Raw genomic sequence first — 24092 nt, 5'->3', positions numbered from 1 at the left:
GCTGCCGCCTGTCCCTGCCCGCGGAGGGCCGCCTTTCCCGAGCGGAGCTCTTTGCCGACAGCGAACGGGTACCCGCTTTCCGGGACAACGCCATGGAACGCCCGGTACCGTGGGGCAGACAACCGCGCCGGCTGATTCTTCGCCGGGTTGCGCGGGCAACACACGCTATCCCAGGACCGGTGGTATCAGTGACCAACCCTTCCAATCCCTCCAGCGACGACGACGCGCCAAAGAATCCGCTCTCCGAGATGATCGCGCGAATGATGGGTGGCGACGCGCAGGGGTTTGATCCGCAGGAGATTGCGCGGGCCGCGGGCCTCCCCTCCGACCCGCAGGCGATGATGATGATGATGCAGCAGGTCCAGGCGATGTTCTCCACGCCCAGCGAGGGGCCCGTCAACTGGCAGCTCGCCCACGACCACGCCCGGCGTGTTGCTGCGACCGACGGCGACCCGACGGTCTCGACCGCGCAGCGCCGCGGCGTCGACGAGGCACTGAGACTGGCCGAGATGTGGCTGGATCCGGTCACGGATTTTCCGAGTACCGGCCAGCTCGGCCGCGCGTGGTCCCGCGCTGAATGGGTCGAGGCGACCATGGGAACCTGGCGCCGCCTCACCGAACCGGTGGCGACGAGCATCGCGAAGGCACTGTCGGAAACCATCAGCGAACAGCTTCCCGAGGAAATGAAGTCGATGATGGGCATGATGGGCGGGCCCTCCTCCATGCTGCAGAACATCGGCGGCGCCATGTTCGGGATGCAGCTCGGCCAGGCGGTGGGCGCCCTCTCCAAGGACGTCGTCGGATCCACCGACATCGGTGTCCCGCTGTCCGACGAACACATGGCCTTGCTGCCCTCGAACGTTGCGGCTTTCGGCAAGGGCCTCGATGTTCCCGAACAGGAGGTCCTGTTGTTCCTGGCGGTCCGCGAGGCGGCGCACGCGCGCCTTTTCACGCAGGTGCCCTGGCTGACCGGACATCTCCTGGGGACGATCGAGCGCTATGCGCGCGGCATCCACATCGATATGTCCAAGATCGAGGAGGCGGCCCGGGACATCGATCCGACGAATCCGGAGAGTATGCAGTCCGCTCTGTCCCAGGGCGTCTTCATGCCGGAACGCACGCCGGAGCAGGACGCGGCGCTCGAGCGCCTCGAAACCGTGCTGGCCCTCGTCGAGGGGTGGGTAGACGAGCTGACGGCTGCGGCAACGGCCAACCTGCCGTCGTCGTCCGCCCTGCGGGAGATGGTGAGGCGGCGCCGGGCGACCGGCGGACCTGCTGAACACGCTTTCGCATCCCTGGTGGGGCTCGAGCTCCGGCCGCGCCGGCTCCGTGACGCCGCATCGCTCTGGTCGCGCTTGTTCGAAGAGCGGGGCATCCAGGGCCGTGACGCGATCTGGGAGCACCCCGATCTCCTGCCGACTGCCGAGGATCTCGATGACCCCGCGGGCTTCTCCCAGCGGCGCAGACTGGTCGAGTCATCGGAGGCCGACGTCGATGCCGCGCTCGAGAGGCTGCTTTCGGGTGGCTTCGACGCGCCGCCGGCAGGTGCACCCGGCACTTCGGAGTCGGGGTCCACCGGGGAGGCTGACGGCGATGAAGGCGCCGACGACGGCGCTGCAGACAGCGGCGACGGCAAGCCGGAGAATCCCTCCTAGCGGATTCGGGGAAGCCGACGGCGGCTTCTCCGGCCGGGAGCACTCGAGCGAAGGGTCATTCTCCGTCGAGTCCGCGTCCCAGCGCGAATGACACCCCGGAGAGGAACGCCTTCGCGGTCTCGGTGCGTGGGTAGGCCGTGAGCAGGTTCCAGAACCGTGCGTTGTGTGACGGTTCGATCAAATGGGCCATCTCGTGAAGAATTACGTAGTCCACCACCCAGACCGGCATGCCCTGCAGTTTCGTGGACAGCCGGATCGATCTCCGCGCAGGGGTTGCCGACGCCCACCGTGAATTCTGGTTCGTCACCCAGCCGATCGTGTCAGGTATCCCCCGGCCGGCGAGGAACTTCCCGGCGAGGTCCTGTGCCCGGGCCAGCAGCTCCTCGGGCGGAGTATCCGAACCGGGTGAAAGCCGGGGCGGGTACTTCTCCCCCATGCGCCGCACCATCCGCGCGACCCACTCGTCCTCCTGGAGCCGCGAGAAATGGGCGGGAATCGACACGATGATGCTTCCGTCCCGAAGGTCGGCGCTGACGGTGCGCTTCCGCCGGGTTGAACGGCGGACGACGACGGGACGCCCTGCCGTTGCAGAAAGCGTCCCAGGCCTCGTTCCTTCGGTGACGGCAACCAGGTCCCGTGTCCCGTCGATCGTCATGTCAACTGTCCCCGATGATATTGAGGACCGACTCGCCGTACCTTTCGAGCTTGGCGGAGCCGACCCCGGCGAGGTCCCCCAGTTCGTCGAGGGTTTGGGGCCGGGCCTCAGCGATAGCGATGAGGGTTGCGTCGGTGAACACGACGAAGGCCGGGACGTCCTTCTCCCTCGCCTCTTCAAGGCGCCAGCTGCGCAGTGCCTCGAACGTGTGTTCCTCGTACGTTGCCGGACACTCTCCGCACCGGCCCATCTTCCGCTCCGAGCCGGTACTGAGTGGACGGCGGCACCCCCGGCATACCGCAGGCGCCGCGGCTTTCCTCGGTTGCCGTGCCTTGGGCTGGCGGAAAGCCTGGGCGCCGGATCCCGCAGGACGAAGGACGTCCAGGAAACGTGAGGGCTTCCTGCTGGCGCGTCCCCCGGGGGACCGGGAGGTAGACCACGACAGGTAGAGGTGGGCACGCGCCCTGGTGATCCCGACGTACAGCAACCGGCGTTCTTCGTCGATGCCCTCCTGCGTATCGGCAAAGGAGATGGGCATGAGTCCTTCGCTGAGGCCCACCAGGAACACGGCGTCCCACTCCAGGCCCTTCGCGGAGTGGAGCGAGGCAAGGGTGACGCCCTGGACCGTAGGTGCGTGCTGGGCCGCTGCCCGTTCTTCGAGCTCGGCGACGAAACTTTGGAGGGTGAACCCGTCGGCTCCCCGCGCAGCGTTGATCTCGTCGGCGAGGCCCACAAGGGCTGCCAGGGACTCCCACTTCTCGCGGACGGCTCCGGAGTTCTGCGGCGCGGTGGAGGTGTAGCCGAGGGATGCGAGAACGTCCCTCACCTGCTGGGGAACGTCGTCGTTCCCCTGGGCCCTGGCGGCGGCACGCAGCTGGAGCAGGGCGTCACGGACCTCACGTCGGGCGAAGAAACGCTCGCCTCCCCGCAGTTGGTACCCGATGCCGGCACTGGTTAGCGCCTGCTCGTAAGCCTCGGACTGACCGTTGGTCCTGTACAGGATGGCGATTTCGCTCGCCGCCACTCCGGACTCCCGGAGCTGGCCGATCCGGCGGGCCACCTCGGCGGCCTCCGCTTCGTCGTCGCTGCACTCGGTGAACACGGGCTCCGGCCCGGCGGCCCGCTGAGCGATCAGTTCGAGCGGCTTGGACCAGAACGTGTCGACGGCCCGCTTGTCCGCTTCCGAGTTACGGGCGGCGAGCAGGGCATTGGCGATCCGCACCACCTGCGGCGTGGAACGGTAATCGCGGACCAGCTTCACCACCTGGGCGCCCTCGTACCGTTTGGTGAACTCGAGGAGGTGGCGCGAGGTGGCCCCTGTGAAGGAATAGATGGTCTGGCTGGCGTCACCGACCACGCACAGTTCACGGCGCTCGCCCAGCCACAGGTCAAGCAGTCTCTGCTGCAACGGGGAAACGTCCTGGTACTCGTCCACGACGAAGTGCCTGTACTGGCTCCGCACGGTGGCGGCGACCTTCTCGTCCTCCTGGAGGATGCCCACAGTCGTGAGCAGCACGTCCTCGAAATCAATCAGGTTGCGGTCGATTTTCAGGTCCTCATAGGCGGTGAAGATCCGGGCCACAGTGGTCAGGTCCATCCCGGCCGGCTCGGCCCGGCCGGCTGCTGCCGCTGTGTAGTTGTCCGGCGTCAGCATCGACACCTTCGCCCACTCGATCTCTGCTGCGACATCACGGATCGCTGCCCGGTCCGTCGATAGCCTGAGGCGCCTCGCCGACTCCGCGATGAGTTGCGCCTTGTGGTCCACGAGCGCCGGCATCGGACCGCCGACGGCGGAGGGCCAGAAATACTGGAGTTGCCGCAGCGCGGCGGCGTGGAAGGTACGGGCCTGCACGCCTCCGGCGCCGAGGTCGCGGAGGCGTGTCCGCATTTCCGCCGCGGCCCGCGCGGTGAAGGTCACAGCAAGTACCTGCTGCGGTTTGTACACACCGGTGTGTACGCCGTAGGCGATGCGGTGCGTGATGGCCCGCGTCTTTCCGGTTCCGGCCCCGGCCAGCACGCACAACGGTCCCGAGAGCGAACTCGCGACGCTCCGCTGCTCGTTGTCCAGGCCGTCGAGAATTCGTTCTTCGAAAGGCTGTTCGGACACTACGGGCGTACCTCGGCCGGCTCCTCGTCGAGCGGCCCCCCATACCAGCGTTCGATCAGTGCTCGCGCTATGGAAACGCTTCCTGCAATGGTGATGTCGCCGTCGCGCACCGCCTCGAAAAGTTCGCGGCGGCTGAACCACCGGACAGTCTTGATCTCGACGCCGTCGGGCACCAGGTCGGTTCCCGACGCCACCGCCGTGAAACCAAGCATGATGGAGGCGGGAAAGGGCCAGGGCTGCGAACCGAGGTACTGGGGTGAGTGGACTTCGACACCCGACTCCTCGGCAATTTCCCGCACCACTGCAGCTTCGAGTGATTCTCCGGGCTCGACGAAACCGGCGAGGGTCGAAAATCGGTTCTCCGGCCAGGTGACTGCTGACCCGAGCAGCAGCCTGTCATCCTCATCCACCACGGAGACGATGATTGCCGGGTCGGTGCGCGGAAAGTGCTGGGAGCCGTCCCGCGGGCATCGCCGCACCCATCCGCCGTCGACGGGAATGGTGGGGCTTCCACAGCGCGGGCAGTGGGTGTGGGTCGCGTGCCAGTTGGCCACTGCGGCACCTGCGACGAAAAGGCCTGCGTCCCGGGGGTCGAGCGAGGCCGCGACCTCGCGCAGTCCGATCCATTCTCCTTCTGCAGCAAGATCGAAATCCGGTTCGTCAAGGACGACAAGGACTACCTGCTTCCCTGCATCGACGGCCCCCGGGAGTACCCGCCCGAGGTAGACGGGCTGGGCCGGTTGCGGGATATCACCCGCCGGGAAAAGCTTCAGCCTGGAGCCTATGACGGGAGCAAGTCCCCCGGCCAGCACCAGGACCAGTGTTTCCGGGGACGCCCACAGGGTGTCGAACAGGTCGGGAGCTAGCCGCAAGACTCCGTCCCGGTCGGTCTCGGACCGCGACAGCGGTAACGACCCCAGCGGTGGGAGAACCAGGGTCCGGAGGGGTTCAGTCATAACTCAAAGGTACTTTCTCGCACCCCCAAAAGACATTTCGAATGAGCCTCCGTGGAGGAAGAGTGCTACCCACCTCGCGACTCGCCGCACACCGATTACTCCTGAACCTCCGCAAGCCCCTACCGTTGAACTTGTGAAACGGACCCCCATGGAACTCGCTGCAATTGCCAGCGCCGCTGTGCCGGGGCTTGCCCCGACAGGAGTGGCGGGCGCTCCGGACGACACCGCGGACTTCGACTCGGCGCTCCTGGTCGACGACTCCGGGAAACAGTGGCGCGTCCGTTCACCCAAACACGTGGAAGCAAGCATGAGGCTGGAAACCGAGTTGAAGGCCCTCCGGGCGTTCACTCCTGCAGTCAAGGCAGAACTGCCGTTCCTGATACCGCACATCGCGGGCAGTGTCCGGCAGGGAAACATCAGCACTTTCGTCTACTCACATCTCGAAGGCAACACCAGGACCTTGGATGCCCTGACGTCGGCCGGAGCCGGAATGGCAGCAGAGCTCGGGAAAACCATCGCAGCAATCCATCAGCTCCCCCAACTGCTCGTTGAACAGGCTGACCTGCCGAGCTACGGAGCCAACGAATTTCGGCAGCGCAAGCTCAATGAACTGGATCAGGCGGCTACCACGGGCCGCATTCCTGCGGTTCTGCTGCGCCGTTGGGAGCATGCCCTCGAAGATGTGGCCCTGTGGCGGTTCAGCCCGTCAGTGGTCCACGGTGACCTGCACGAGGACCACCTCCTGATCTCGGCAGGCAGGGTAGCGGCCGTAACAGGTTGGACCGACCTTCGCATCGGCGACCCGGCGGACGACTTCGCATGGCTTGCCGCCGCGATGGACCACTCCTTCGTCGACGGTGTCTATGCGGCGTATGCCGCGGCTTCCGACGTGCCGGTCGATCCGCACATCGAACGCAGGGCGGCGCTGGCAGCGGAGTTCGCACTGGCCCAGTGGCTGGTGCGCGGAATCTCCCTCGAGGACCCCTCCATGGTGTTGGAGGCTGAGGAAATGCTGGCAACCCTGCAGGCCGATGTGGAAGCCACCGAGCTGGCAGCGCCCTTTTCCGGTCGCACTGCGTCGACGAGCTTCCATTCCATCGGTTCCGGGGAGCCCGAAGCGGGCACGGCGCAGGCGGACGGGTCGAGCCTCTCCGACGACGACCTCGACAGCCGGCACGGGCACGACGACGACATCAGCCGGCACGGGCACGACGACGACGAGGACCCGGCGGCACCGGTCACAGCCCACGGACCCGAAGACAGCTCCGACCCCGAGGACTCGGGGGCACCGGTCACAGCCCACGGACCCGAAGACGGCTCCGACCCCGAGGACCCGGCGGCATCGGGGACTTCCGCTGTCGAGCCCGCAGGCACGCCTCAACATTCTCCGGCTAACGGTAGTTCCGCGTATCCCGGGAACCGGCCGGGCCAGTTCCACAACGAGGCACATTCCGAGAGCGACCCGTACGGGCGTGCTCGGCTGAATCATCACGCGGGCGCGGCGTCCGCCAAGGTGACGCGGCTTCGGCCGGACGATGATTCCGCGGTTTCGATGAATAGGAACGACGTCGAGACCTCGGCCTTGCCCATTATTTCCTCCCGCCGCTAGGCTCCTCGACCGAGGCAACGATCCTCTCCAGGTCTTCCTCGTCGGCAAGGTCATGCGGGCGCACCAGCTTGTTGTCCGCAATGTAGAAAAAGGCCGCACGAACCTGCTCCAGCGGCACCTCGTTCAACCGCGACCACGCAAGCCTGTACAGCGCGAGCTGCACCGCCTTCGTGCCGCGCCGTGTTCCGCTCGGTGGACGCCCGGTTTTCCAGTCGATCAGATCCCAGCCTCCGTCGGCGTCCCGGAAGACCGCGTCGATGCGGCCGCGCACCACCACCCCACCCACCCTTGTTTCAATGGGGACCTCGATTCCGGCCGGCGTCCTGGCTGACCATTCGGAGCGCTTGAAAATTTCCGCCATGTCGGAAAGACCCAGCGCCTGATCGATGTACTCATCCGCGGCACCAGGGTATTCGCCGAGATCGAGCATGCCGCTGGTTCCGTAGAATTCCTCGATCCAGGCATGGAAGGCCGTCCCTTTCCGCGCTGCGGAACCTGGCTTGCGCGGTACGGGCCGACGAAGTTGGGTCATTACCGCCGCCGGATCCTCGCCGAGTTCCACAAGGGTCGAGGCAGAAATGTGGGCGGGCAGCTTCACCGGAAGCGGACGAAGGTCCTCGGACTGGCGGGCGAGTGCCAGATCGACCTCCCGCACCCACCGTCCTTCGGTAAGTGGAGCATGCCCCGCGCCGGAGCCGGATTGCTCGGCGATTTTCGTGACCGCCGCCGCTGCCGATTCGAGGGCGGACCTTCGGATCCCGAGCGGATCAAAGGGCCAGAGCGCCCTGTGCGGCACCGCATTGGCGGGGTTGCTGGTTCCCTCGTCCTCCTCGGCGAGCCACTGGATCAGCGAAAAGCCGGGCTGGGACTTCCCTGCACGTTCCAACAGGTCAAGAATGTAGCCGGACGGAGGGGAAGCATTGGTCCTGCCCCCGCCCCAGGCGGACGAGGTACACACCAGGACATGTTTGGCGCGGGTGAAGGCAACATAGGCGAGACGCCTCTCCTCACGTTCCGTGTGCGCCTTGGCCTCACCTGCAAAACCCTTCTCGCTCTCCAGCCACCCCTTTTGGTCCGGCTGCTCCCAATCCCATTGCGGAAGCTCCGCCGCGTCACCACGAAGGCCCCAGGGTATAGCGGAGTCACCTGAACTCCACCGCGAATCCGTGCCGCTGGGGAAAGCGCCTCCGTTCAGCCCCGGAACCATCACGACGTCCCATTCAAGACCCTTGGACGCGTGAACTGTCAGGAGCTGGACGGCATCCCTGCTGGCCTCCAACTGCGTCACAGGAAGACCGTCCTCCTCCGCGTCGGCGGCTTCGAGCCATGCCAGGAAAGCGGGTAGGTCCACGCGCTCAGCCGAGGCAGTGAAACCGGCGACCGCTTCCGAGAATGCGTCGAGGTTCCGGCGCGCGTCGTGGATCCCCATTTCGGGCTTCGCCGCCACTTCGATGTCCAGCAGGATGGTCCGCTCCACCTCTCCGACAATGGTTCCTAGGTCATCTCCGACGAAATGCCTCAGGTTGCGGAGCTCACGTTTCAACACCCCGAGCCGCGTGCGTCCTTCGACGCTGAGCTCGCGGCCCGAGGCCGATACCCAGCCCGACGGCGGGAGGTGGTCGACCGCCTCGACGAGGCTTCCGGCCTCCGCAAGGTCATACTGCACGACCGTTTCCGACTCCGTTCCAGCGACAGGCGCTTCGGTGTCCGCGCCGGCCTTCGGGCGTCCTCCTGCCTCACGGGACCGGGCCAATTGTCGCGACCAGTCGGCCAGCCCCATCAGATCCGCCGGACCGATGCGCCACCGGGCACCGGAGAGCAGCCGAAGCATGGAATCGGAGCGGTCGGGGTCGCCGAGGACCCGGAGCACCGCCAACATCTCGACGATCTCCGGCGTCCTGAGCAATCCTCCAAGACCGACGATCTGCACAGGGATGCCCTGGCGCTCCAACTCGCTGCGGATGGGTTCGAACTGTTTTCGGCTGCGGCAAAGAACCGCGAGCGTCGGGCGGAGCCGCGTTCCCTGTTCGTCCCGTTCGAAAGTCCGCCGTGACTGGTGGATGATCTGCGCCGCGAGAGCTTCGGCTTCACTCGGTCCAGGAGTCCTGCCGTCCGGGCTGCCGGCGAACAGGGGCTCCTTGATCCCACCCGAAGCGACGCGCGCGTCCGAGAGGAACCGCCCGAGGATGACTTCCCCTACCGGAGCCCCCGGCTTCGGCTCGAGGTCGGGTACCGAAAGGGATCGGGTGGTCCGCAACCAGGGCGCAGGTACCCCGAGGGGAGAGGAAATCGTGTTCGCCGCAGCAAGGATCGCCGTCGCGTTCCGCCACGCGACCGACAGGTTGGCCACAGGAGCGGGCGTCCAGCCACCGCTTGGAACAGCGGTCGGAAAAGCTGTCCGGAAGGTACCGAGCTGGCCCGCCGAGGCGCCACGGAAGCCGTAGATCGATTGGTGGGGATCTCCGACTGCCGTTACTGCCCGGCCGTCGGCGAACAGCCTCGAAAACAGGACCATCTGTGCGTGCGACGTGTCCTGGAACTCATCCAACAGGACAACTTTGTACTTTTCCCGTTCGAGTGCGACAGCTTCAGGAATTTCCTCGGCGATACGCGCCGCCAGGGCGACGAGGTCACCGAAATCGAGTTGCCGGCGCGCCAACTTCGCCTCCGCGTACTGCTCGACCAGCTCGGTGACACTCACGCGGGTACGCAGCTTGTTGAGGAGGGTCTCGACGCCCAGCGCCGGTTTGCGGGGAGTCCCGGCGACATACTCCCATCGTTGTACCGCGTCGATCTGGTGGCGTAGCGCGGCGCGCACCTGGAACGGCGCCACCAGATGCTCCGCGCATTCGCCAGCCATGTCCAGAACACCCTTGACGAGCGTGGATTTAGCAGCGGTGAAGTGGGCCCACTCACCCTGGTACGCTTCCACAACGGAGTGGGCGAGTTGCCAGGCCTGGGCGGTTCCGAGCAGAACGGAATCGCGTTCGACGCCGATCCTCAGGCCATAGTCCTGGACGATCGAGTTGGCGAACGAGTGGTAGGTGGACACGGCCGGATCCAGGTCGCCCGGTCTGCCAGTACCTGTGCCGTCTGTTTCCTGCCCCAGTGCCTGGTGAAGTGCCGCCAAACGCTGCCGGATGCGGGTGCCGAGCTCCGCCGCCGCCTTGCGCGTGAACGTGACACCCAGGATCTGCTCGGGCTGTACCAGGGAATTGGCAACGAGCCATACAACGCGGTCGGCCATGGTCCTGGTCTTGCCCGAACCTGCGCCGGCAACAACCAGTTGCGGCTGCAGCGGCGCCTCGATGACCAGCACCTGGTCATCGGTGGGGTATTGCACGGGCGAGTTCGGGTCGGAATGAAGCAACTCCGCAAGTTCGCGTGCCGAATAACGGACAGTCTGCTTCAAGTCCCGCCCAGCGGTGGTTTCCGGTGCCGGCGGAATCATCACTGGGTCACCTGACGGCCTTCTGCGCAGAGTGGGCACACTTCGGGAAGGCGGCAACCGCTTCCTCCGAACCCCGAGCGCCGCGGGTCGTGCACCGTTTCGAAGGACGCGGCCGACATCAGGCGTGCGGCTTCCTGGATCATGGTGCGCGCCCAATCCTCGGATGGATCCAGGGGGTGCTGCTCCTGGACGGATGCCTCCTTGTTCTTCGTTCCCAGATGAACAAGCGCCGCGCCTCCCGATTCCTGGGCCGTTGCCCGGTCCGAAAGTCCTCCCTCGTTGACGGCAACCTGGTAGGAGGCGAGCTGCGGATGACCCTCGATTTCCTTCTTCGCGGGCGCGGACTTGCCCGTCTTGAGATCGACGATGACAGGCCGTCCTTTCGCATCCTCTTCGAGCCTGTCGATCTGTCCCCGCAGGCGTGCAGTCCGCTGATGGCCTTCTTCCTCGAACGGAAGGTCCACTTCGAAGTCGACCTCGGTTGCCAGCAGCCTGCGGCCCGATTGCCGTGCCGAAATGACGTACGCGGCGAGTTTCCTGACCATACCCTCCGCCCTGCGGAGATCCGCTTTCCCTTCCCAGGTGTCCTTCATGCCGAGCGTCGGCCATCGCCGCTCGAGTTCGGCTACATACTCGTTGCCGGTCGCTTCGGGCATATCCTGTGCTATCGAGTGGACGAGGGTTCCGATTGAGCGGGCGAAGTCGGTGGTTTTCTCACCACCGGCTGCCGATACGAACCAGCTCAACGGGGACGTCAGTACTGAGTCGACTTTCGAGGGTGACACCGGAACCGGTGTGTCGGCGGGCAGAATGGGCTGCGTGGTGCTGAGGTTCAGCAGACCCCACCACTGCGCTGGGTCAGCCCCCGGTATCTCCGGCGTTCTGGCCGCCATTCGCCCCAAATGCGCCACTGCTTCGGTCGCCAGGCCCGGGTTGCCCGGGTCCTGCGCGAATTTTCTCAGTTCGGCGACGAGCGCGCGAAGCGTGAGCGGCCGCAGCACTTCCGTTTTCGGCCGTTCGGTCGTGCCCGGGGACAATGGGTCGACGAGGTCGAGGAACTGCGACGGTTGATCGTCCTGCGAGGACACGGCACAGCAGATGAGCTCTTCGCTTGCACGGGATATAGCCGTCGAGAACGTTCTCAGCTCATCGAACCGGATGTCCTGGAGAAGACTGAGCGGTTGGCGATGCTGCCGGAACGATGCTCCGTGGTCAAGGAGCGCCTGGAGTTCACCCGAGCCGAGGAGTTCACCGCGCAGGCGCAGGTTCGGCCAGATGCCCTCCTGGAGTCCGGCGACGATCACAAAGGGCCAGTGACGTCCCGCGGCACTGGCCGGGGTAAGTACCGAGACCGACGCGTGCCGTCGCGCCCGTGCAGCAAGCGTATCCATGGGAAGTTCCTGGCTCAGTAGATATTCGAGGAACAGTCGCGGTGCGGCACCGGGCATCTGGTCGACGAACCGTTCAGCGGTCTGGAAGAGGGCCAGCATGGCATCGAGGTCGCGGTCGGCCCGAACCGAGCCCTGGCCTTCGCTCAGGGCCGCAGTAGACCACTTGTTGGAAAGACCGCTGGCGGACCAGAGCTCCCACAGTACGGTTTCCGGATCGGCGGAAGGTGCGGTGAGGGCGTCCTTCCCGGCTCGGATCATCCTCTCGATGCGGCGCGCAGGACCGGCCTCACTGCCGAGTCCCTCGATTGCCAGGGGCGATGTCAGCAGATCCACCAGCAACTCATCACTCGTGCGCCCGCCGCCGTCCTGCAACTCCCGCCTGCGAAGGACCTGGCGGAGCCGGCGGAGCTCGAGAGTTCCTGCGCCCCCGATGCGGGAGGTCAGGAGCGATACACCCAACTCAGGGTCGATACCCCGTTCTCCCACCACTACGGAGAAGATGTCCAGCAGCGGTCGGACAGCCGGTTCGTCCCGGAGGGCAGTCTCGGAGGCGGGCACGTTGACCGGAATTCCCTGGGCGGCAAGGAAGCGCTGAACAGTGGCGACCTGCGCGCCGTTCCGGACGATCACGGCGACGTCGTCGAAGGTCCGGCCGCCGAACAGGTGTGCCTCGAGGATGCGCTGCACGATGTAGCGCTGCTCGTGGAAGACCGAGTCGACGAGATGGGAGGCGACGGAAGGTGTCGTTTTCACGGGAGCCGAGGGAGGTGCCGGTTCGCCGGCACCGGACCGGTTCTCCTGAAGTTTCACCGTAGGCGCAGCCGTTGGACGAGGCCCGAGTGGATTTCCAGCCCGCGGGGCCAGCGCCCTGTAGCCGGAGGGTACTCCGGCGGTCGAGATACGGGAGACGACGTTGCGCCATGCCTCGGCCAGCGGTGCCGTCAGGGTATGGGATTCAGCAAGCACGACCGAGGTGAGACCGGTCTCCGGTGACAGCAGTTGTTCGAGCTGCCCGGTGAGTTCAGGCCTGGCGCCGCGGAAACCCTGGACCGCGGTATCCGGGCAGGAAGCGACGACGGCGTCCCTGCCGCTGGCAAGGAGACCGAGGAGCGCATGGATTGCCGGGTTGGCTTCCTGGTAGTCGTCCACCAGGACCAGCTTCACGCGTTGACGCTCCTGCGCCAGGAACTCCTCATCCAGTTCCAGCAGGGAACGGGCTGCCGTGAGTATTCCGGCAGGGTCGAAGGCCTCCGGCATCCGGAGGTCCAGGACGTCCCGGTATTCGCCGTAGAGCGCTGCAGCGGCAACCCAGTCAGGGCGGTCGAAGCGGTAGCCCCACTGGCCAAGCTGCCCGGCCGAGGCCCCGTATTCGCTGACGCGGTCGAAGAGTTGACGGATCTCCTGCCGGAATCCCCGGGTGGGAAGGGCAAGTGCGAGGTTCTGCGGCCAGTCGATGGCCGGTGCGCCGTCCTCGCCGTGGCCTGCAAGCAACTCCTTGATGATCAGGTCCTGCTCGGCACCCGAGAGGAGACGCGGCGCGCGGCGGAGTTCAGGCATCCGTCCCTCCGCCTTTGCACGCCGAATCAGATCGAATGCATAGGCGGCCCAGGTCCTTGCCGGTGCGCTGCTGAGGCTGCGGTCGAGTTTTTCCGTCAGTTCATCACGTAGGCGCGCCGCAGCCGCCCGGGTGGGCGCGAGCAGGAGGACCTCGGAGGCCTCGATCGTGCCGGCGCGGATCCGGTGGACAGCGACGTCGACCAGGAGCGTCGACTTGCCGGTACCTGGACCGCCGAGGACAAGCACGGGGCCGGACAGCGCAGCGATCTCCTCGGCAGTGGCAGGAGCAACGTCCGCTCCTGCTGGGTCCCGGGTCTCCTGACCAGCGGGCGGCGTGTCCAGCGTGTCAGCGCCGTCAAGGATCGTGGTCATGAATCAAGCCCATCACTTCGCACTGACATTTCCGTTCCGATCACCTGCGGGGTTCGTGGTCGGGCAGCCCCTCAAACCTGCACGCACATCCTCCACCGACTCGAATTCGATCTCTCCCGGCGCCCAACGGGCGATGGTCAGGTCCACGCTGAACGTCCGGTTCGGTGGTTCCGGACTCCGGGACGGAGACCCGACCGGAGACCTGAGCGGCGTCCCTTCACGCAGGTAGTGTTCGAGGGCACGCTCCGCGAGTCCGCGCGGAGGCAGTCCACCTGCCCGCAGGACACGCCACCAGGGAATGTCGTCCCCGCCGCGGCTCATTGCTGCTCCTACCTGGCGCGGCCCGCCTGCTTCAAGGAGCTCCGCGACATCTCCGTAGGTCACGACACAGCCGGCCGGCACCAGCCGTGCGACCTCAAGGACGGCGTCGCTGTATTCGAGGCGGCGAAATCCCCAGCGGTCGCTGACGTCGCACTGCTCGGCATCCTCGGAGGAGAAAGCGCCGGCGGTTTCCCTACTCATGCACTCCAGCGTAACCGCGGCGCCCTGCCCGGAAAGGTCGGTTCGTCGCGCTAGCCTTGGCGCATGACCAGCTGGCAGGAATTACCACGGGCCGCTTTCGATCTCGAGACCACGGGACGGGACCCCCGGGAAGCCCGCGTCGTCACAGCGTCGATCCTGCTGGTGGATCGCGACGGCTCGCCGCTGGAGCACCACGAGTGGCTCGCGGACCCGGGAATACCCATCCCTGACGAGGCCGCCGCCATCCACGGGGTCTCCACCGAGCACGCCCGCACCCATGGACAGCCCCCGGCGAAGGTGGTGCTGGAAGTGGCTGCTGTCCTCGCACGCTTGTTCGATGACGGAGTTCCCGTGCTCGCCTTCAACGCCCGGTACGATTTCACCGTTCTGGAGCGCGAGGGCGAGCGCCACGGCGTTTCCACACCCAGCCCGCGCCCGGTCCTTGACCCGTTCATCATGGACAAGCAAGTTGATCGGTACCGCAGAGGCAAAAGGACGCTTACCGCGATGTGCGCCCACTACGGAATCGAATTCGAGAACGCGCACACGTCCGCGGCGGATGTCCTTGCCACACTCCGCGTGGCCGCGGTTCTCGCGCACCGCTTCCCACTGCTGGCCCGCCCAGCCGAGGAGCTCCACGATGCCCAGCTCGTCTGGGCTGAACGACAGGCCGCGAGTTTCCAGGAGTACCTGAGGCGCACCGATCCGACCGCCGTGATCGAATGCGCCTGGCCCGTTCTTCCGGCGGGATCGTCGGAAGAGGCGCAACCTCCGACGGTAGCCATCGTCGCCACGCCGGCACTTCTCAATGCCTGACTCCAGTGCCGCGGACGGCGGCGGGTGCAGGTGCAGGGTGTGCCAGGTTCATCCAAGCCAAGGAGCGAGGGCGTCAGAGCGGCTGGGCCTGGGCAGCCGCCGTCGCCGCCGCAGGAAGGGCCGCGAAGATCTTCTCCATGGCGGCGGCGTCGTGGGCCGCCGAAAGGAACCAGGCCTCGAAGACCGACGGCGGGAGGTAGACGCCTGAATTCAGCATCGAATGGAAGAAGGGCCCGTAGCGATACGTTTCCTGCCCTTGGGCATCCGCGTAATTGTGCACGCCCTTGGCGGAGGTACCGAAGGCGACACTGAAGAGGCTGCCGGCTCGCTGGATGGAGTGGTCAACCCCCGCACGTCCAAGCTCGTCGGAGAGCGCAGTGGAAAGCTCGAGTGAGCGGGCATCGACGTGGCGATACACGTCGTCGGTGGCGGCGGTGAGTGTGGCAACGCCGGCCGCCATCGCGAGGGGGTTTCCGGAGAGGGTCCCGGCCTGGTAGACGGGCCCGATCGGGGCGAGGTAGTTCATGATGTCCGCGCGGCCGCCCAGAGCCGCAGCGGGGATACCGCCACCGATCACCTTCCCGAACGTGAGGAGGTCGGGAGTCCACGGATCCGTAGAGTCCGGTGCCCCTCCGGTCAGGCCCCAGTAGCCTCCTGGAGCAGTCCGGAACCCCGTCATGACCTCGTCCACGATGAAGAGGGCACCATGCTCGGTGGTCACGCGGGAGAGGAAGGCGTTGAAGCCCTCCTGCGGCGTGACGACACCCATGTTGGCCGGTGCTGCCTCGGTGATGACTGCCGCAATGCGCGGGCCGTGCTCGGCGAACGCCTGCTCAACCGCTGCGACATCGTTGTACGGCAGCACGAGGGTCTCCGCCGTCGTCGCCTCGGTCACTCCTGCGGAACCGGGAAGTGCCAGCGTGGCGACGCCGGAGCCGGCGGCTGCCAGGAGGCTGTCCACATGGCCGTGGTAGCAGCCTGCGAACTTGATGATCAGGTTGCGGTTGGTGAAGCCGCGGGCCAGCCGTACCGCGGTCATGGTGGCCTCGGTCCCGGTCGACACCATCCTCAGGAGCTCGACGGCGGGAACCCTGTTCATGACGATCTCGGCGAGGTCGGCTTCCGCCGGCGTCGACGCTCCGAAGGTCAGTCCATGGTCGACGGCGCGGTGCACCGCCGCGAGAACGTCCGGATGCGAGTGGCCGAGCAGCGCCGGTCCCCACGATCCGACGAGGTCCACGTAGGTCGTGCCGTCGGCATCGGTTACATACGCGCCCTGGGCATCGACGAGGAATCTCGGGGTGCCCCCCACCGAGCCGAAGGCCCGGACGGGTGAATTCACCCCGCCTGGCATCAGGGAACGCGCGCGCTCGTACAGTTCTTCGGAAGTGGCCATGGTGTCCTCAGCTGTGGTTGTCGTCGAGCCAGAGCGCAAGCTCCGCGGCCCAGTAGGTCAAAATCATCTGCGCGCCGGCCCGTTTGATGCTGAGGACCGATTCCTCGATCGCCCGGCGGCGGTCTATCCAGCCGTTCGCCGCGGCGGCCTCGATCATCGCGTACTCCCCCGAGATCTGGTAGGCAGCCACCGGGACGGGGGACATCGCCGCGACGTCGGCCAGCACGTCGAGGTAGCTCATGGCAGGCTTCACCATGACCAGGTCGGCGCCCTCCTCGATGTCGAGCTCCACCTCGAGCAGTGCCTCCCGCCGGTTCGCCGCGTCCATCTGGTAGGTGCGGCGGTCTCCCTTCAGCTGCGAATCGACGGCCTCACGGAACGGTCCGTAGAACGCCGAGGCATACTTCGCGGCGTAGGCGAGCACTACGGTGTCTTGATGGCCAGCGTCGTCGAGAGCCTGCCGGATCACGGCGACCTGCCCGTCCATCATGCCCGACGGGCCCACCACGTGGGCTCCCGCGTTCGCCTGCTCGACGGCCATCTGCGCGTAGAGCGCCAGCGTGGTGTCGTTGTCGACACTGCCGTCCTCGGCGAGCACCCCGCAGTGGCCGTGGTCGGTGAACTCGTCGAGGCACACATCACTCATCACGACGAGCGCGTCCCCCACTTCGGAGCGCACATCGGCGATGGCCCGGTTCAGCACGCCGTCGGGATCGATGCCGGCGCTGCCGGTCGCGTCCCTGGACAGGGGAATACCGAACAGCATGATCCCGCCGACGCCCCGTTCCACGGCTTCCGCGGCAGCCCTCCTGAGGGAGTCGGTACTGTGCTGCACCACCCCGGGCATCGAGCTGATGGGCGCGGGCTCGGTCAGTCCCTCCCGGATGAAGGCGGGGAGGATCAGCTCCGAGGGGCGAACGCGGTGTTCGGCCGTCAGCCGCCGGAGGGCGGGTGTGGACCTCAGCCGGCGGGGCCGGTGCTGGGGGAAACTCATTGGAAAACTCCATCTCTCGGTATTGTGCTTCTGCCGGTGACGGCGCGGACGGCGGCCTCGGCGATCCCCTCCGGGGTAGGCCGGGAGGCAACGGCGTCGACGCGAAGCCCTGCGCCCGCCGCTGCAGTTGCGGTGCTTGGTCCGATCGCGACGACCAACGGGGCGGAACCGAAGCCCATCGGTGCCTCCTTCTCCAGCATGGCATGGAACCGGAACACGTTGCTCGGGGAGGTAAGGACCGCCACCACCGGTGCCTCCCCTGCGGCGAGACGGCGGAAGTGCCGGGGATCGATCGATCCGGGAATCCTTCCGTCACCGGCGGGTACCGGAATCACGAGGCGGCGCGAGGCAGCTGCCGGATAGTCGACCGTGCAGTACGCCGTCACGCGGTCGACGGACCATCCCGCGGCGGTGAGGCCCTCGGCAAGGGCGGGGTCGGCGATGTCGGCCTGCGGCAGGAGGATCGACCCCGGCCCGGCAGGGATCTCATGGAGGAGTCCCCGCGCGGACTGGCTGCCCTCCGGAACCAGGTGGGCCACGACGCCGGTGCTCGCCAGATACTTCCCGGTGATGCTGCCCACCGCGGCGATGCGCGGTCCCGAGTGGAGCATCCCCGCCAGGTCCCGGCCGGCGGTGCCGGCGTGCAGCTGGAGTGAAGCCACGGCGGTGACGCTCGGAAACACGACCCACTGGTAACGGCCCTCGGCCAGACGGACCAGCGCCCGCCGTAGATCTTCGGATTCAGGTGCCTGCTCGAAGTCGATGAGGGGCATCACAAGCGGCTCTCCTCCGAGCCGTTGCACCTCACGGGCCATGGCGGCAGACCGCTCGGGGCTGCGCAGGAGCACCACGGACACCCCTGCCAGCGGAAGGGGGGCAGCTTCCATCAGAGCGGGTTCCGTCAGCTCTTCAAGGGAGCTATCCCAGCAGCTCCCGCGGCGAGGAGTTCCTCAGCGAGCGCCATGCCCAGCTCAGCAGCGCCGACATTGTCGACGGTACCGGCGGAGTGCGTCCTGCGGATCATCGTTCGCCCGTCGAGGCTGCAGACCACCGCCTCCAGGGTCAGGCTACCTCCCGCCACCGAAGCGAACGCCCCGATGGGGGCGGCGCAGCCCGCCTCGAGCTGGAGCAGGACGGCGCGTTCCGCAGTCACGGCCAGCCGCGTCTCCGCGTCGTCGTAGGACTCAAGGGCTTTCCGGAGGGAGGCATCGGCATCGTCGATCCGGCATTCCACGGCGAGCGCGCCCTGCCCCGGAGCGGGCAGCATGACAGCGGGATCGATGTACTCGGTGATTGCGGCTTGGCGTCCGAGCCGGAGCAGCCCTGCCGCGGCGAGGACGACGGCGTCGAGGTCCCCTGGTGCCCCGTCCACGAGTCCGGTGACCCGGCCGAGGCGCGTATCCACGTTGCCGCGGATATCCACGACGTTCAGACCAGGGCGGGCCGATCGCAGCTGCGCGGCGCGGCGCGGCGATCCGGTGCCCACGGTCGCACCGTCGGGCAGGGTCGCGAGGGTGAGACCGTCCCTGGCACACAGTGCATCGCGGACATCGGCCCGTGCCGGTACCGAAGCGACGGTCAGTCCGGGCGCCGGGAGCGTCGGGAGGTCCTTGAGTGAGTGCACTGCCAGTTCACAGCGGCTCTCCAGCAGCGCATCGCGCAGGGCGGCTACGAAGACCCCCGTGCCGCCGATCTGCGACAGCGATCCCTTCAGGATGTCGCCCTCCGTTCGAACGCGCACCAGCTCGTATGGCCGCCCTGAGAGCCCGGCGATGTTCTCGGCAACGGTGGTGGTCTGGGTCAGGGCGAGGGCGCTGCCCCGGGTTCCGACGCGGATTGCCTGCGGCATCAGGACCCGGGATTCGGAAGCGGAGTCCCCACCGTCGCGTCGACCGCCGCAATGGTGGGTTTTTCGCCCCGCCGGTTGGCGCAGCAGTTGGGACGGCAGACGTCGTACCAGGGGCCGAGGTCGGTGGTGGACGGCCGCTCGCCGATGTTGTTCTCGACGGTGCGCTCGGAGATGAGGTCGACCAGTCCCGCCACGAATTTCTCGTGGGTGGCTGGGGTCGGCACGCGGTCTGCGACGATATCAAGCTCGGCACAAGTCTCGAGGGCCTCCGTGTCAAGATCCCAGACGACTTCCATGTGGTCACTCACGAAGCCGAGCGGCACGATTACCACTCCCCTGACCCCAGTACCGGCTCGTTCCCGCAGTGCATCGCTGATATCGGGCTCGAGCCAGGGGATGTGCGGCGCGCCCGAGCGGGACTGGTAGACCAGCGACCAATCGACGCCCGCGGCCTCGGGCACGCGGTCCAGGACGGCCTGCGCCGTGGCAAGGTGCTGTGCAACGTAGGCACCCTCTTCGTGGGCAGGCCCACCCTCGGCGTTGCGGGGTCCTGACGCCTCGGCGTCACCGATGGGAATCGAGTGGGTGGCGAACATGACGTGCACGGGGGCGCCGTCCTCCCCTCGCTCCTTCAGACCGGCCCGCACCCTGGCGAGTCCGTCGGTGACCCCCTCGACGAAGGGCTCCACGAATCCCGGGTGGTCGAAATACTGGCGGACCTTGTCGACCTCGAGTCTGCCCTCGAGCCCCGTCTTGACGAGGGCCATCCCGAGGTCCTCGCGGTACTGCCGACAGCTCGAGTAGCTCGAGTACGCGCTGGTGGTCAGGGCGAGGACGCGGCGGTGTCCGGCGTCGTACGCCTCCTGCAGGGTGTCGGCGATGAACGGCGCCCAGTTCCGGTTGCCCCAGTACACCGGAAGGTCTATGCCGCGGCGCCGGAGCTCTGCCTCGAGAGCTGCACGGAGTGCGCGGTTCTGGCCGTTGATGGGGCTGATGCCTCCGAAGGCACGGTAGTGGTGGGAGACTTCCTCAAGCCGTTCGTCGGGGATGCCCCGGCCGCGTGTCACATTGCGCAGGAACGGAATGACGTCGTCCTGCCCCTCGGGGCCGCCGAAAGACGCAAGGACGACGGCGTCGTAGTTCTTGGGCGCCATGCGCCCTGCGTCGTCGACTCCGTCAAGGGGGTTGAAGGCCTGTGCGGTCACTGGAGCACCTCTGCAATCTCGTCGGGGCTGATCCTGCGGCCCGTGTAGAAGGGTATTTCCTCGCGCACGTGGCGCCGCGCTTCGGTCTCCCGGAGATGCCGCATGAGGTCGACGAGGTCCACCAGCTCGGGGGCCTCGAGGGCAAGGATCCATTCCCAGTCGCCGAGCGCGAAGGAGGACACGGTGTTGGAGAGGACCTGCGGGTACTCGCGGCCCTTCATCCCGTGGTCGTACAGCATCCCACGGCGTTCCTCGCTGGGAAGGATGTACCACTCGTAGGAGCGCACGAAGGGGTAGACGCACACCCATTCGGCAGGAGCAACGCCCCGGGAGAACGCCGGGCTGTGGCTCTTCGAGAACTCCGCGTTGCGGTGCACGCCCATGGCGGACCAGGCGATGCTGGTTCCGGAGAACGTGCCGGTGCGCCGGATGTGACGGATCGCCGACTGGAGGTCCTCGGCGCGCGGGCCATGGAGCCAGACCATCACGTCGGCGTCCTCGCGCATCGCTGAGACATCGTAGAAACCCCGGACGACGACGCCGGTCCCCTCGATCGAACCCAGCACGTCCCCGAGGCCGCCGGCCGGAGCCGCGGATCCCGCGAATTTTCCGTCGCGCTTGAAAACGGTCCACAGCGTGAAGAACAGCTCTCCCTCGGCATCGGCAGCGACGTCCGGGGATGGTTGATTCGAGGGCTCGGTGGAAGGATTGTGGAAAGCGTTCTTGCCGGTTAGCTCACTCATGGTATTAGTCTGCCCCTGCGCCGAAGCAATCCGAAATCCTGTTCTTCTACAACTCGTAGAAGTAATTGATGTCACGCTGGACGGGTTCCTGACCCTCGGTATCGAGCCGGTCGGCGAGTGCGGTGGCCCGCGCCCGCGCGTCATCGATCACCGCGACGAGTCCCGTGCCGGCGAGCCACGCCCCGGTGACGTCGAGTGTTCCGGCCGCCGACGTGACGGCCCGGATCCTCGCCACCCTGTCGCGATGCCCCACAGCAGCATGTGGCAGGGCGCCGGCCCAGCGGACCACGTCCCAATCGAGTACGGCGGCGCCGTCGATGCGCACCCCGAGCAGGGCCGACGCATCAGCGAGGGCGGCAGCGAACAGCGTGTCGTCCCCGGTCGACGGCCCGAGGTTTCGTGCGGTATCCCCAACCCGTCCGTACGACAGCCGCAGCACGTGCACGCCCGGCGCAGCCTGGTCACGCAGCCACTTCCATTTGGCAGTGGAATGGGTGAGCGCCTTGGCCGATACTCCCTCGACCCCCCGGGCCACCAGCACTCCCGTCCCGCGCGGGTGCGCGTCAAGGCCGGGCAGCTCGACCACGAGGGTGACGAGGGCAACCCCAGGCACCGGCGCCGGTCGCTCGACGGCCAGTTCCGGGAGGACGGGGGCAAGGAGGTCGACGGCGTCGGGCCCACCGGTGGCCACGAGGACGGCGCGGGCCGGCAGCCTCCGCTCCAGGGTGGAGCGCTCGGTCACTACCCGCCAGCCGCTCCGCGAACGGTGGATTCCACGAACCGTCTCCCCGGTTCGCAGATCCACACCCGCGGCCGTCAACTCCGCCACGAGTGCATCCCGGAGCCGGGCCATGCCGCCGCGGAGCCCGCCGACAGCCGACCCGGCCGGGGCGGCTTTCCTCAGCGAACCGGCTGCGGCACCGAGCGAGCCCAGCCGGGCCATGGCCGCCCGCAGGCCGGGCGCCACCGCATCGACGTCGAGGGTGTCCGGGTCGGCCGAGAACACCCCGCCCGCAACAGGGGCGACAAGGCGGTCCAGGACCTCTTCCCCCATCCGCTTCCGGACGAGCTCGCCGAGGCTGACGCCGGGGCGGGTGGCGAGGGATCCAAGTGGCAGCACCCGGTCCAGGGATGCACGGAGCACACCCGTTCGGCCGATCGCCGCCGCCGTCCCCGCGTCGGTCGGGTCCGCCGGAATGCCGAGCACGCCCGAATTGGGCAGGGGTTGAGCACTTCGCTGCAGGTCCTTCCCCGGAAGCTGGACCCACGCGCCTGCCGCTTCGGGTACCACCAGTTCGGCATCGAGTCCGAGCTCGGCGGCGAGCCCGGGAACCGTGGCGGAGCGGGTGGAGAAGGATTCAGCCCCGCTGTCGAGCCGGAGCCCGCCGAGCTCGCGCGAATCCACACTGCCGCCGAAACGCCCCGATTCCTCAAGGATCGTCACTTGCAGCCCGCGCCGGGCGAGGGTCCGTGCGGCGACGAGTCCCGCCATTCCCCCGCCCACGACGACGACCGGCGCATGACCGCCCGTGCCTGATGAGCCGGAGGTCGGCCCGGTTCCGCTTCTGGCTGGTCCGCTCATGCGGATGGGGCCACCGAATGGATCAGTTCCACCACCCGGGTCAGTACTTCCGGGTCGGTTTCCGGTGGCACCCCATGACCCAGATTGACCACGTGCCCGGGCGCCGCCGAACCCGAGTCGAGTACTTCCCGGACATGCTGTTCCAGCACGGCCCAGGGCGCGCTGAGCAGGGCCGGGTCGATGTTGCCCTGCAGCGGGACCCTGCCGCCCAGGCGCCGGTTGGCCTCGGCCAGCGGAAGGCGGTAGTCCACGCCCACCACGTCCACGCCGACGTCGTACATGGCCACGAGCAGCTCCGAGGTGCCGGTGCCGAAGTGGACCAGCGGAGCGCCCGACCCGCGGACGTGGTCAAGGGCACGGGAGGAGGCCGGCGCGACGTGCCGCACGTAATCATCGAGGCCGAGCGAACCCGCCCAGGAGTCGAAGAGCTGCGCGGCTGATGCTCCAGCTTCAAGTTGAGCGCGGAGGAAGCGGCCCGATGCGTCCGCGGCCCACTCGGTGAGGGCCCGCCAGGTGTCGGGGTCGGCGTGCATCATCGTGCGGGGACCGAGATGGTCGCGGGACGGCTTGCCCTCGACCATGTACGCCGCGAGGGTGAAGGGGGCGCCCGCGAATCCGATCAGCGGAGTGGAACCCAGCTGGGCAACGGTGCGGGCGACCGCCTGTCGAATCGGCTCCAGGGCGGCGTCGGTAAGAACCGGCAGGGCGGCTACGTCGGCGGCGCTGCGGATGGGTGTGCCGAGCACGGGCCCGACGCCGGGCACGATGTCGACGTCCACGCCTGCCAGCTTGAGCGGGATGACGATATCGGAGAAGAAGATGGCGGCATCGACATCGTGCCGGCGCACCGGCTGGAGGGTGATCTCGGAGGCCAGCTCGGGGTCGAGGCACGATTCGAGCATGTTGGTGCCCTCACGGAGTGCCCGGTACTCGGGCAGTGACCGCCCGGCCTGACGCATGAACCACACCGGACGACGGCGTGGCGGAAGCCCGCGGTAAGCGGAGATGAGGGCTGATTCAGCCGTGCGGCCGTCCATCAGCGGGTGTGCTGCTCCAAGGTTCATACCCTGATTCTGCCGTTGATCGCCGGAGATCGTTAACCTCCGTGCCACGTCCGAAGCGGCTGGTGTCCAATCTCACGTGCACGCCGCACCCCCATTTTCCGCGAAAGTATGGGAAGGCAAGCTCCGGGTAAGGCAAACCTATTACTGCCGGCGGACGCCCCCTCGTTA

The 24092-nt window shown here is 67.2% G+C and carries 17 protein-coding genes; 3 read left to right on the top strand and 14 right to left on the bottom strand.

Annotation, left to right across the window (positions count from 1 at the left end):
* Positions 1-248: 248 nt before the first annotated feature.
* Positions 249-1655 carry a zinc-dependent metalloprotease gene (locus tag IWX75_RS04910; protein ID WP_334684148.1) on the top strand — a complete coding sequence of 469 codons (1407 nt, stop codon included), beginning with the start codon at positions 249-251 and terminating at the stop codon, positions 1653-1655.
* Between the two features lie 55 nt (positions 1656-1710).
* Here the strand turns inward: IWX75_RS04910 and IWX75_RS04905 are convergent, their stop codons facing one another.
* The 3 genes from IWX75_RS04905 to nudC are packed head-to-tail and all read right to left on the bottom strand — an operon-like array spanning position 1711 to position 5373.
* Positions 1711-2310 carry a M48 family metallopeptidase gene (locus IWX75_RS04905; protein WP_196821121.1) on the bottom strand — a complete coding sequence of 200 codons (600 nt, stop codon included), beginning with the start codon at positions 2308-2310 and terminating at the stop codon, positions 1711-1713.
* 1 nt (position 2311) lies between these two features.
* On the bottom strand, positions 2312-4417 hold the full coding sequence (locus IWX75_RS04900) for an ATP-dependent DNA helicase UvrD2 (protein ID WP_196821120.1): 2106 nt from the start codon (positions 4415-4417) through the stop codon (positions 2312-2314).
* Positions 4417-5373: an NAD(+) diphosphatase gene (gene nudC / locus IWX75_RS04895; RefSeq protein WP_196821119.1), complete on the bottom strand. Its 957-nt coding sequence runs from the start codon at positions 5371-5373 to the stop codon at positions 4417-4419. The genes IWX75_RS04900 and nudC overlap by 1 nt, the downstream gene beginning before the upstream one ends.
* A 148-nt stretch (positions 5374-5521) precedes the next feature.
* On the opposite strand from nudC, the gene IWX75_RS04890 reads away from it, so the two are divergent.
* A complete protein-coding gene (locus IWX75_RS04890) occupies positions 5522-6982 on the top strand; it encodes a phosphotransferase (protein ID WP_196821118.1) in 1461 nt (486 codons plus the stop codon).
* Here the strand turns inward: IWX75_RS04890 and IWX75_RS04885 are convergent.
* The 3 genes from IWX75_RS04885 to IWX75_RS04875 are packed head-to-tail and all read right to left on the bottom strand — an operon-like array spanning position 6963 to position 14275.
* Entirely contained in the window at positions 6963-10433 is a 3471-nt protein-coding gene (locus IWX75_RS04885; RefSeq protein ID WP_196821372.1) for an ATP-dependent DNA helicase, read from the bottom strand. The two genes, IWX75_RS04890 and IWX75_RS04885, sit on opposite strands and share 20 nt — an antisense overlap.
* Positions 10433-13753, bottom strand: coding sequence for an ATP-dependent helicase (locus IWX75_RS04880; protein WP_196821117.1), 3321 nt, complete (start codon positions 13751-13753; stop codon positions 10433-10435). Before IWX75_RS04880 ends, IWX75_RS04885 begins: the two co-directional genes overlap by 1 nt.
* Before the next feature lie 12 nt (positions 13754-13765).
* Positions 13766-14275 (bottom strand): MGMT family protein, encoded by a 510-nt coding sequence (locus tag IWX75_RS04875; protein ID WP_196821116.1) that lies wholly within the window; start codon positions 14273-14275, stop codon positions 13766-13768.
* A 63-nt stretch (positions 14276-14338) separates the two neighbouring features.
* On the opposite strand from IWX75_RS04875, the gene IWX75_RS04870 reads away from it, so the two are divergent.
* On the top strand, positions 14339-15091 hold the full coding sequence (locus tag IWX75_RS04870) for a 3'-5' exonuclease (protein ID WP_196821115.1): 753 nt from the start codon (positions 14339-14341) through the stop codon (positions 15089-15091).
* A 73-nt stretch (positions 15092-15164) separates the two neighbouring features.
* Here the strand turns inward: IWX75_RS04870 and hemL are convergent, their stop codons facing one another.
* Genes hemL through hemE form a run of 8 tightly spaced genes read right to left on the bottom strand, consistent with a single transcriptional unit; the run spans position 15165 to position 23924 of the window.
* Positions 15165-16487, bottom strand: a complete 1323-nt coding sequence (gene hemL / locus IWX75_RS04865; protein WP_196821114.1) for a glutamate-1-semialdehyde 2,1-aminomutase — start codon at positions 16485-16487, stop codon at positions 15165-15167.
* Positions 16488-16494: 7 nt separating this feature from the next.
* On the bottom strand, positions 16495-17481 hold the full coding sequence (gene hemB, locus IWX75_RS04860; RefSeq protein ID WP_196821113.1) for a porphobilinogen synthase: 987 nt from the start codon (positions 17479-17481) through the stop codon (positions 16495-16497).
* Complete coding sequence (locus IWX75_RS04855) at positions 17478-18368, bottom strand: uroporphyrinogen-III synthase (protein WP_196821112.1); 891 nt, start codon at positions 18366-18368, stop codon at positions 17478-17480. The genes hemB and IWX75_RS04855 overlap by 4 nt, the downstream gene beginning before the upstream one ends.
* Positions 18369-18382: 14 nt before the next feature.
* Positions 18383-19330, bottom strand: a complete 948-nt coding sequence (hemC, locus tag IWX75_RS04850; protein ID WP_196821111.1) for a hydroxymethylbilane synthase — start codon at positions 19328-19330, stop codon at positions 18383-18385.
* Complete coding sequence (locus IWX75_RS04845; protein WP_196821371.1) at positions 19330-20484, bottom strand: ferrochelatase; 1155 nt, start codon at positions 20482-20484, stop codon at positions 19330-19332. Before IWX75_RS04845 ends, hemC begins: the two co-directional genes overlap by 1 nt.
* A gap of 47 nt (positions 20485-20531) precedes the next feature.
* On the bottom strand, positions 20532-21278 hold the full coding sequence (gene hemQ, locus IWX75_RS04840; RefSeq protein ID WP_196821110.1) for a hydrogen peroxide-dependent heme synthase: 747 nt from the start codon (positions 21276-21278) through the stop codon (positions 20532-20534).
* A 46-nt stretch (positions 21279-21324) separates the two neighbouring features.
* A complete protein-coding gene (gene hemG, locus IWX75_RS04835) occupies positions 21325-22860 on the bottom strand; it encodes a protoporphyrinogen oxidase (RefSeq protein WP_196821109.1) in 1536 nt (511 codons plus the stop codon).
* Positions 22857-23924 carry a uroporphyrinogen decarboxylase gene (gene hemE, locus IWX75_RS04830; RefSeq protein WP_196821108.1) on the bottom strand — a complete coding sequence of 356 codons (1068 nt, stop codon included), beginning with the start codon at positions 23922-23924 and terminating at the stop codon, positions 22857-22859. Before hemE ends, hemG begins: the two co-directional genes overlap by 4 nt.
* Positions 23925-24092: the final 168 nt, after the last annotated feature.

The sequence above is a fragment of the Arthrobacter sp. CAN_A6 genome (genome assembly GCF_015751715.1).
Taxonomy (GTDB): Bacteria; Actinomycetota; Actinomycetes; order Actinomycetales; family Micrococcaceae; genus Arthrobacter_D.
This window is presented reverse-complemented; position numbering and strand designations above follow the sequence as displayed.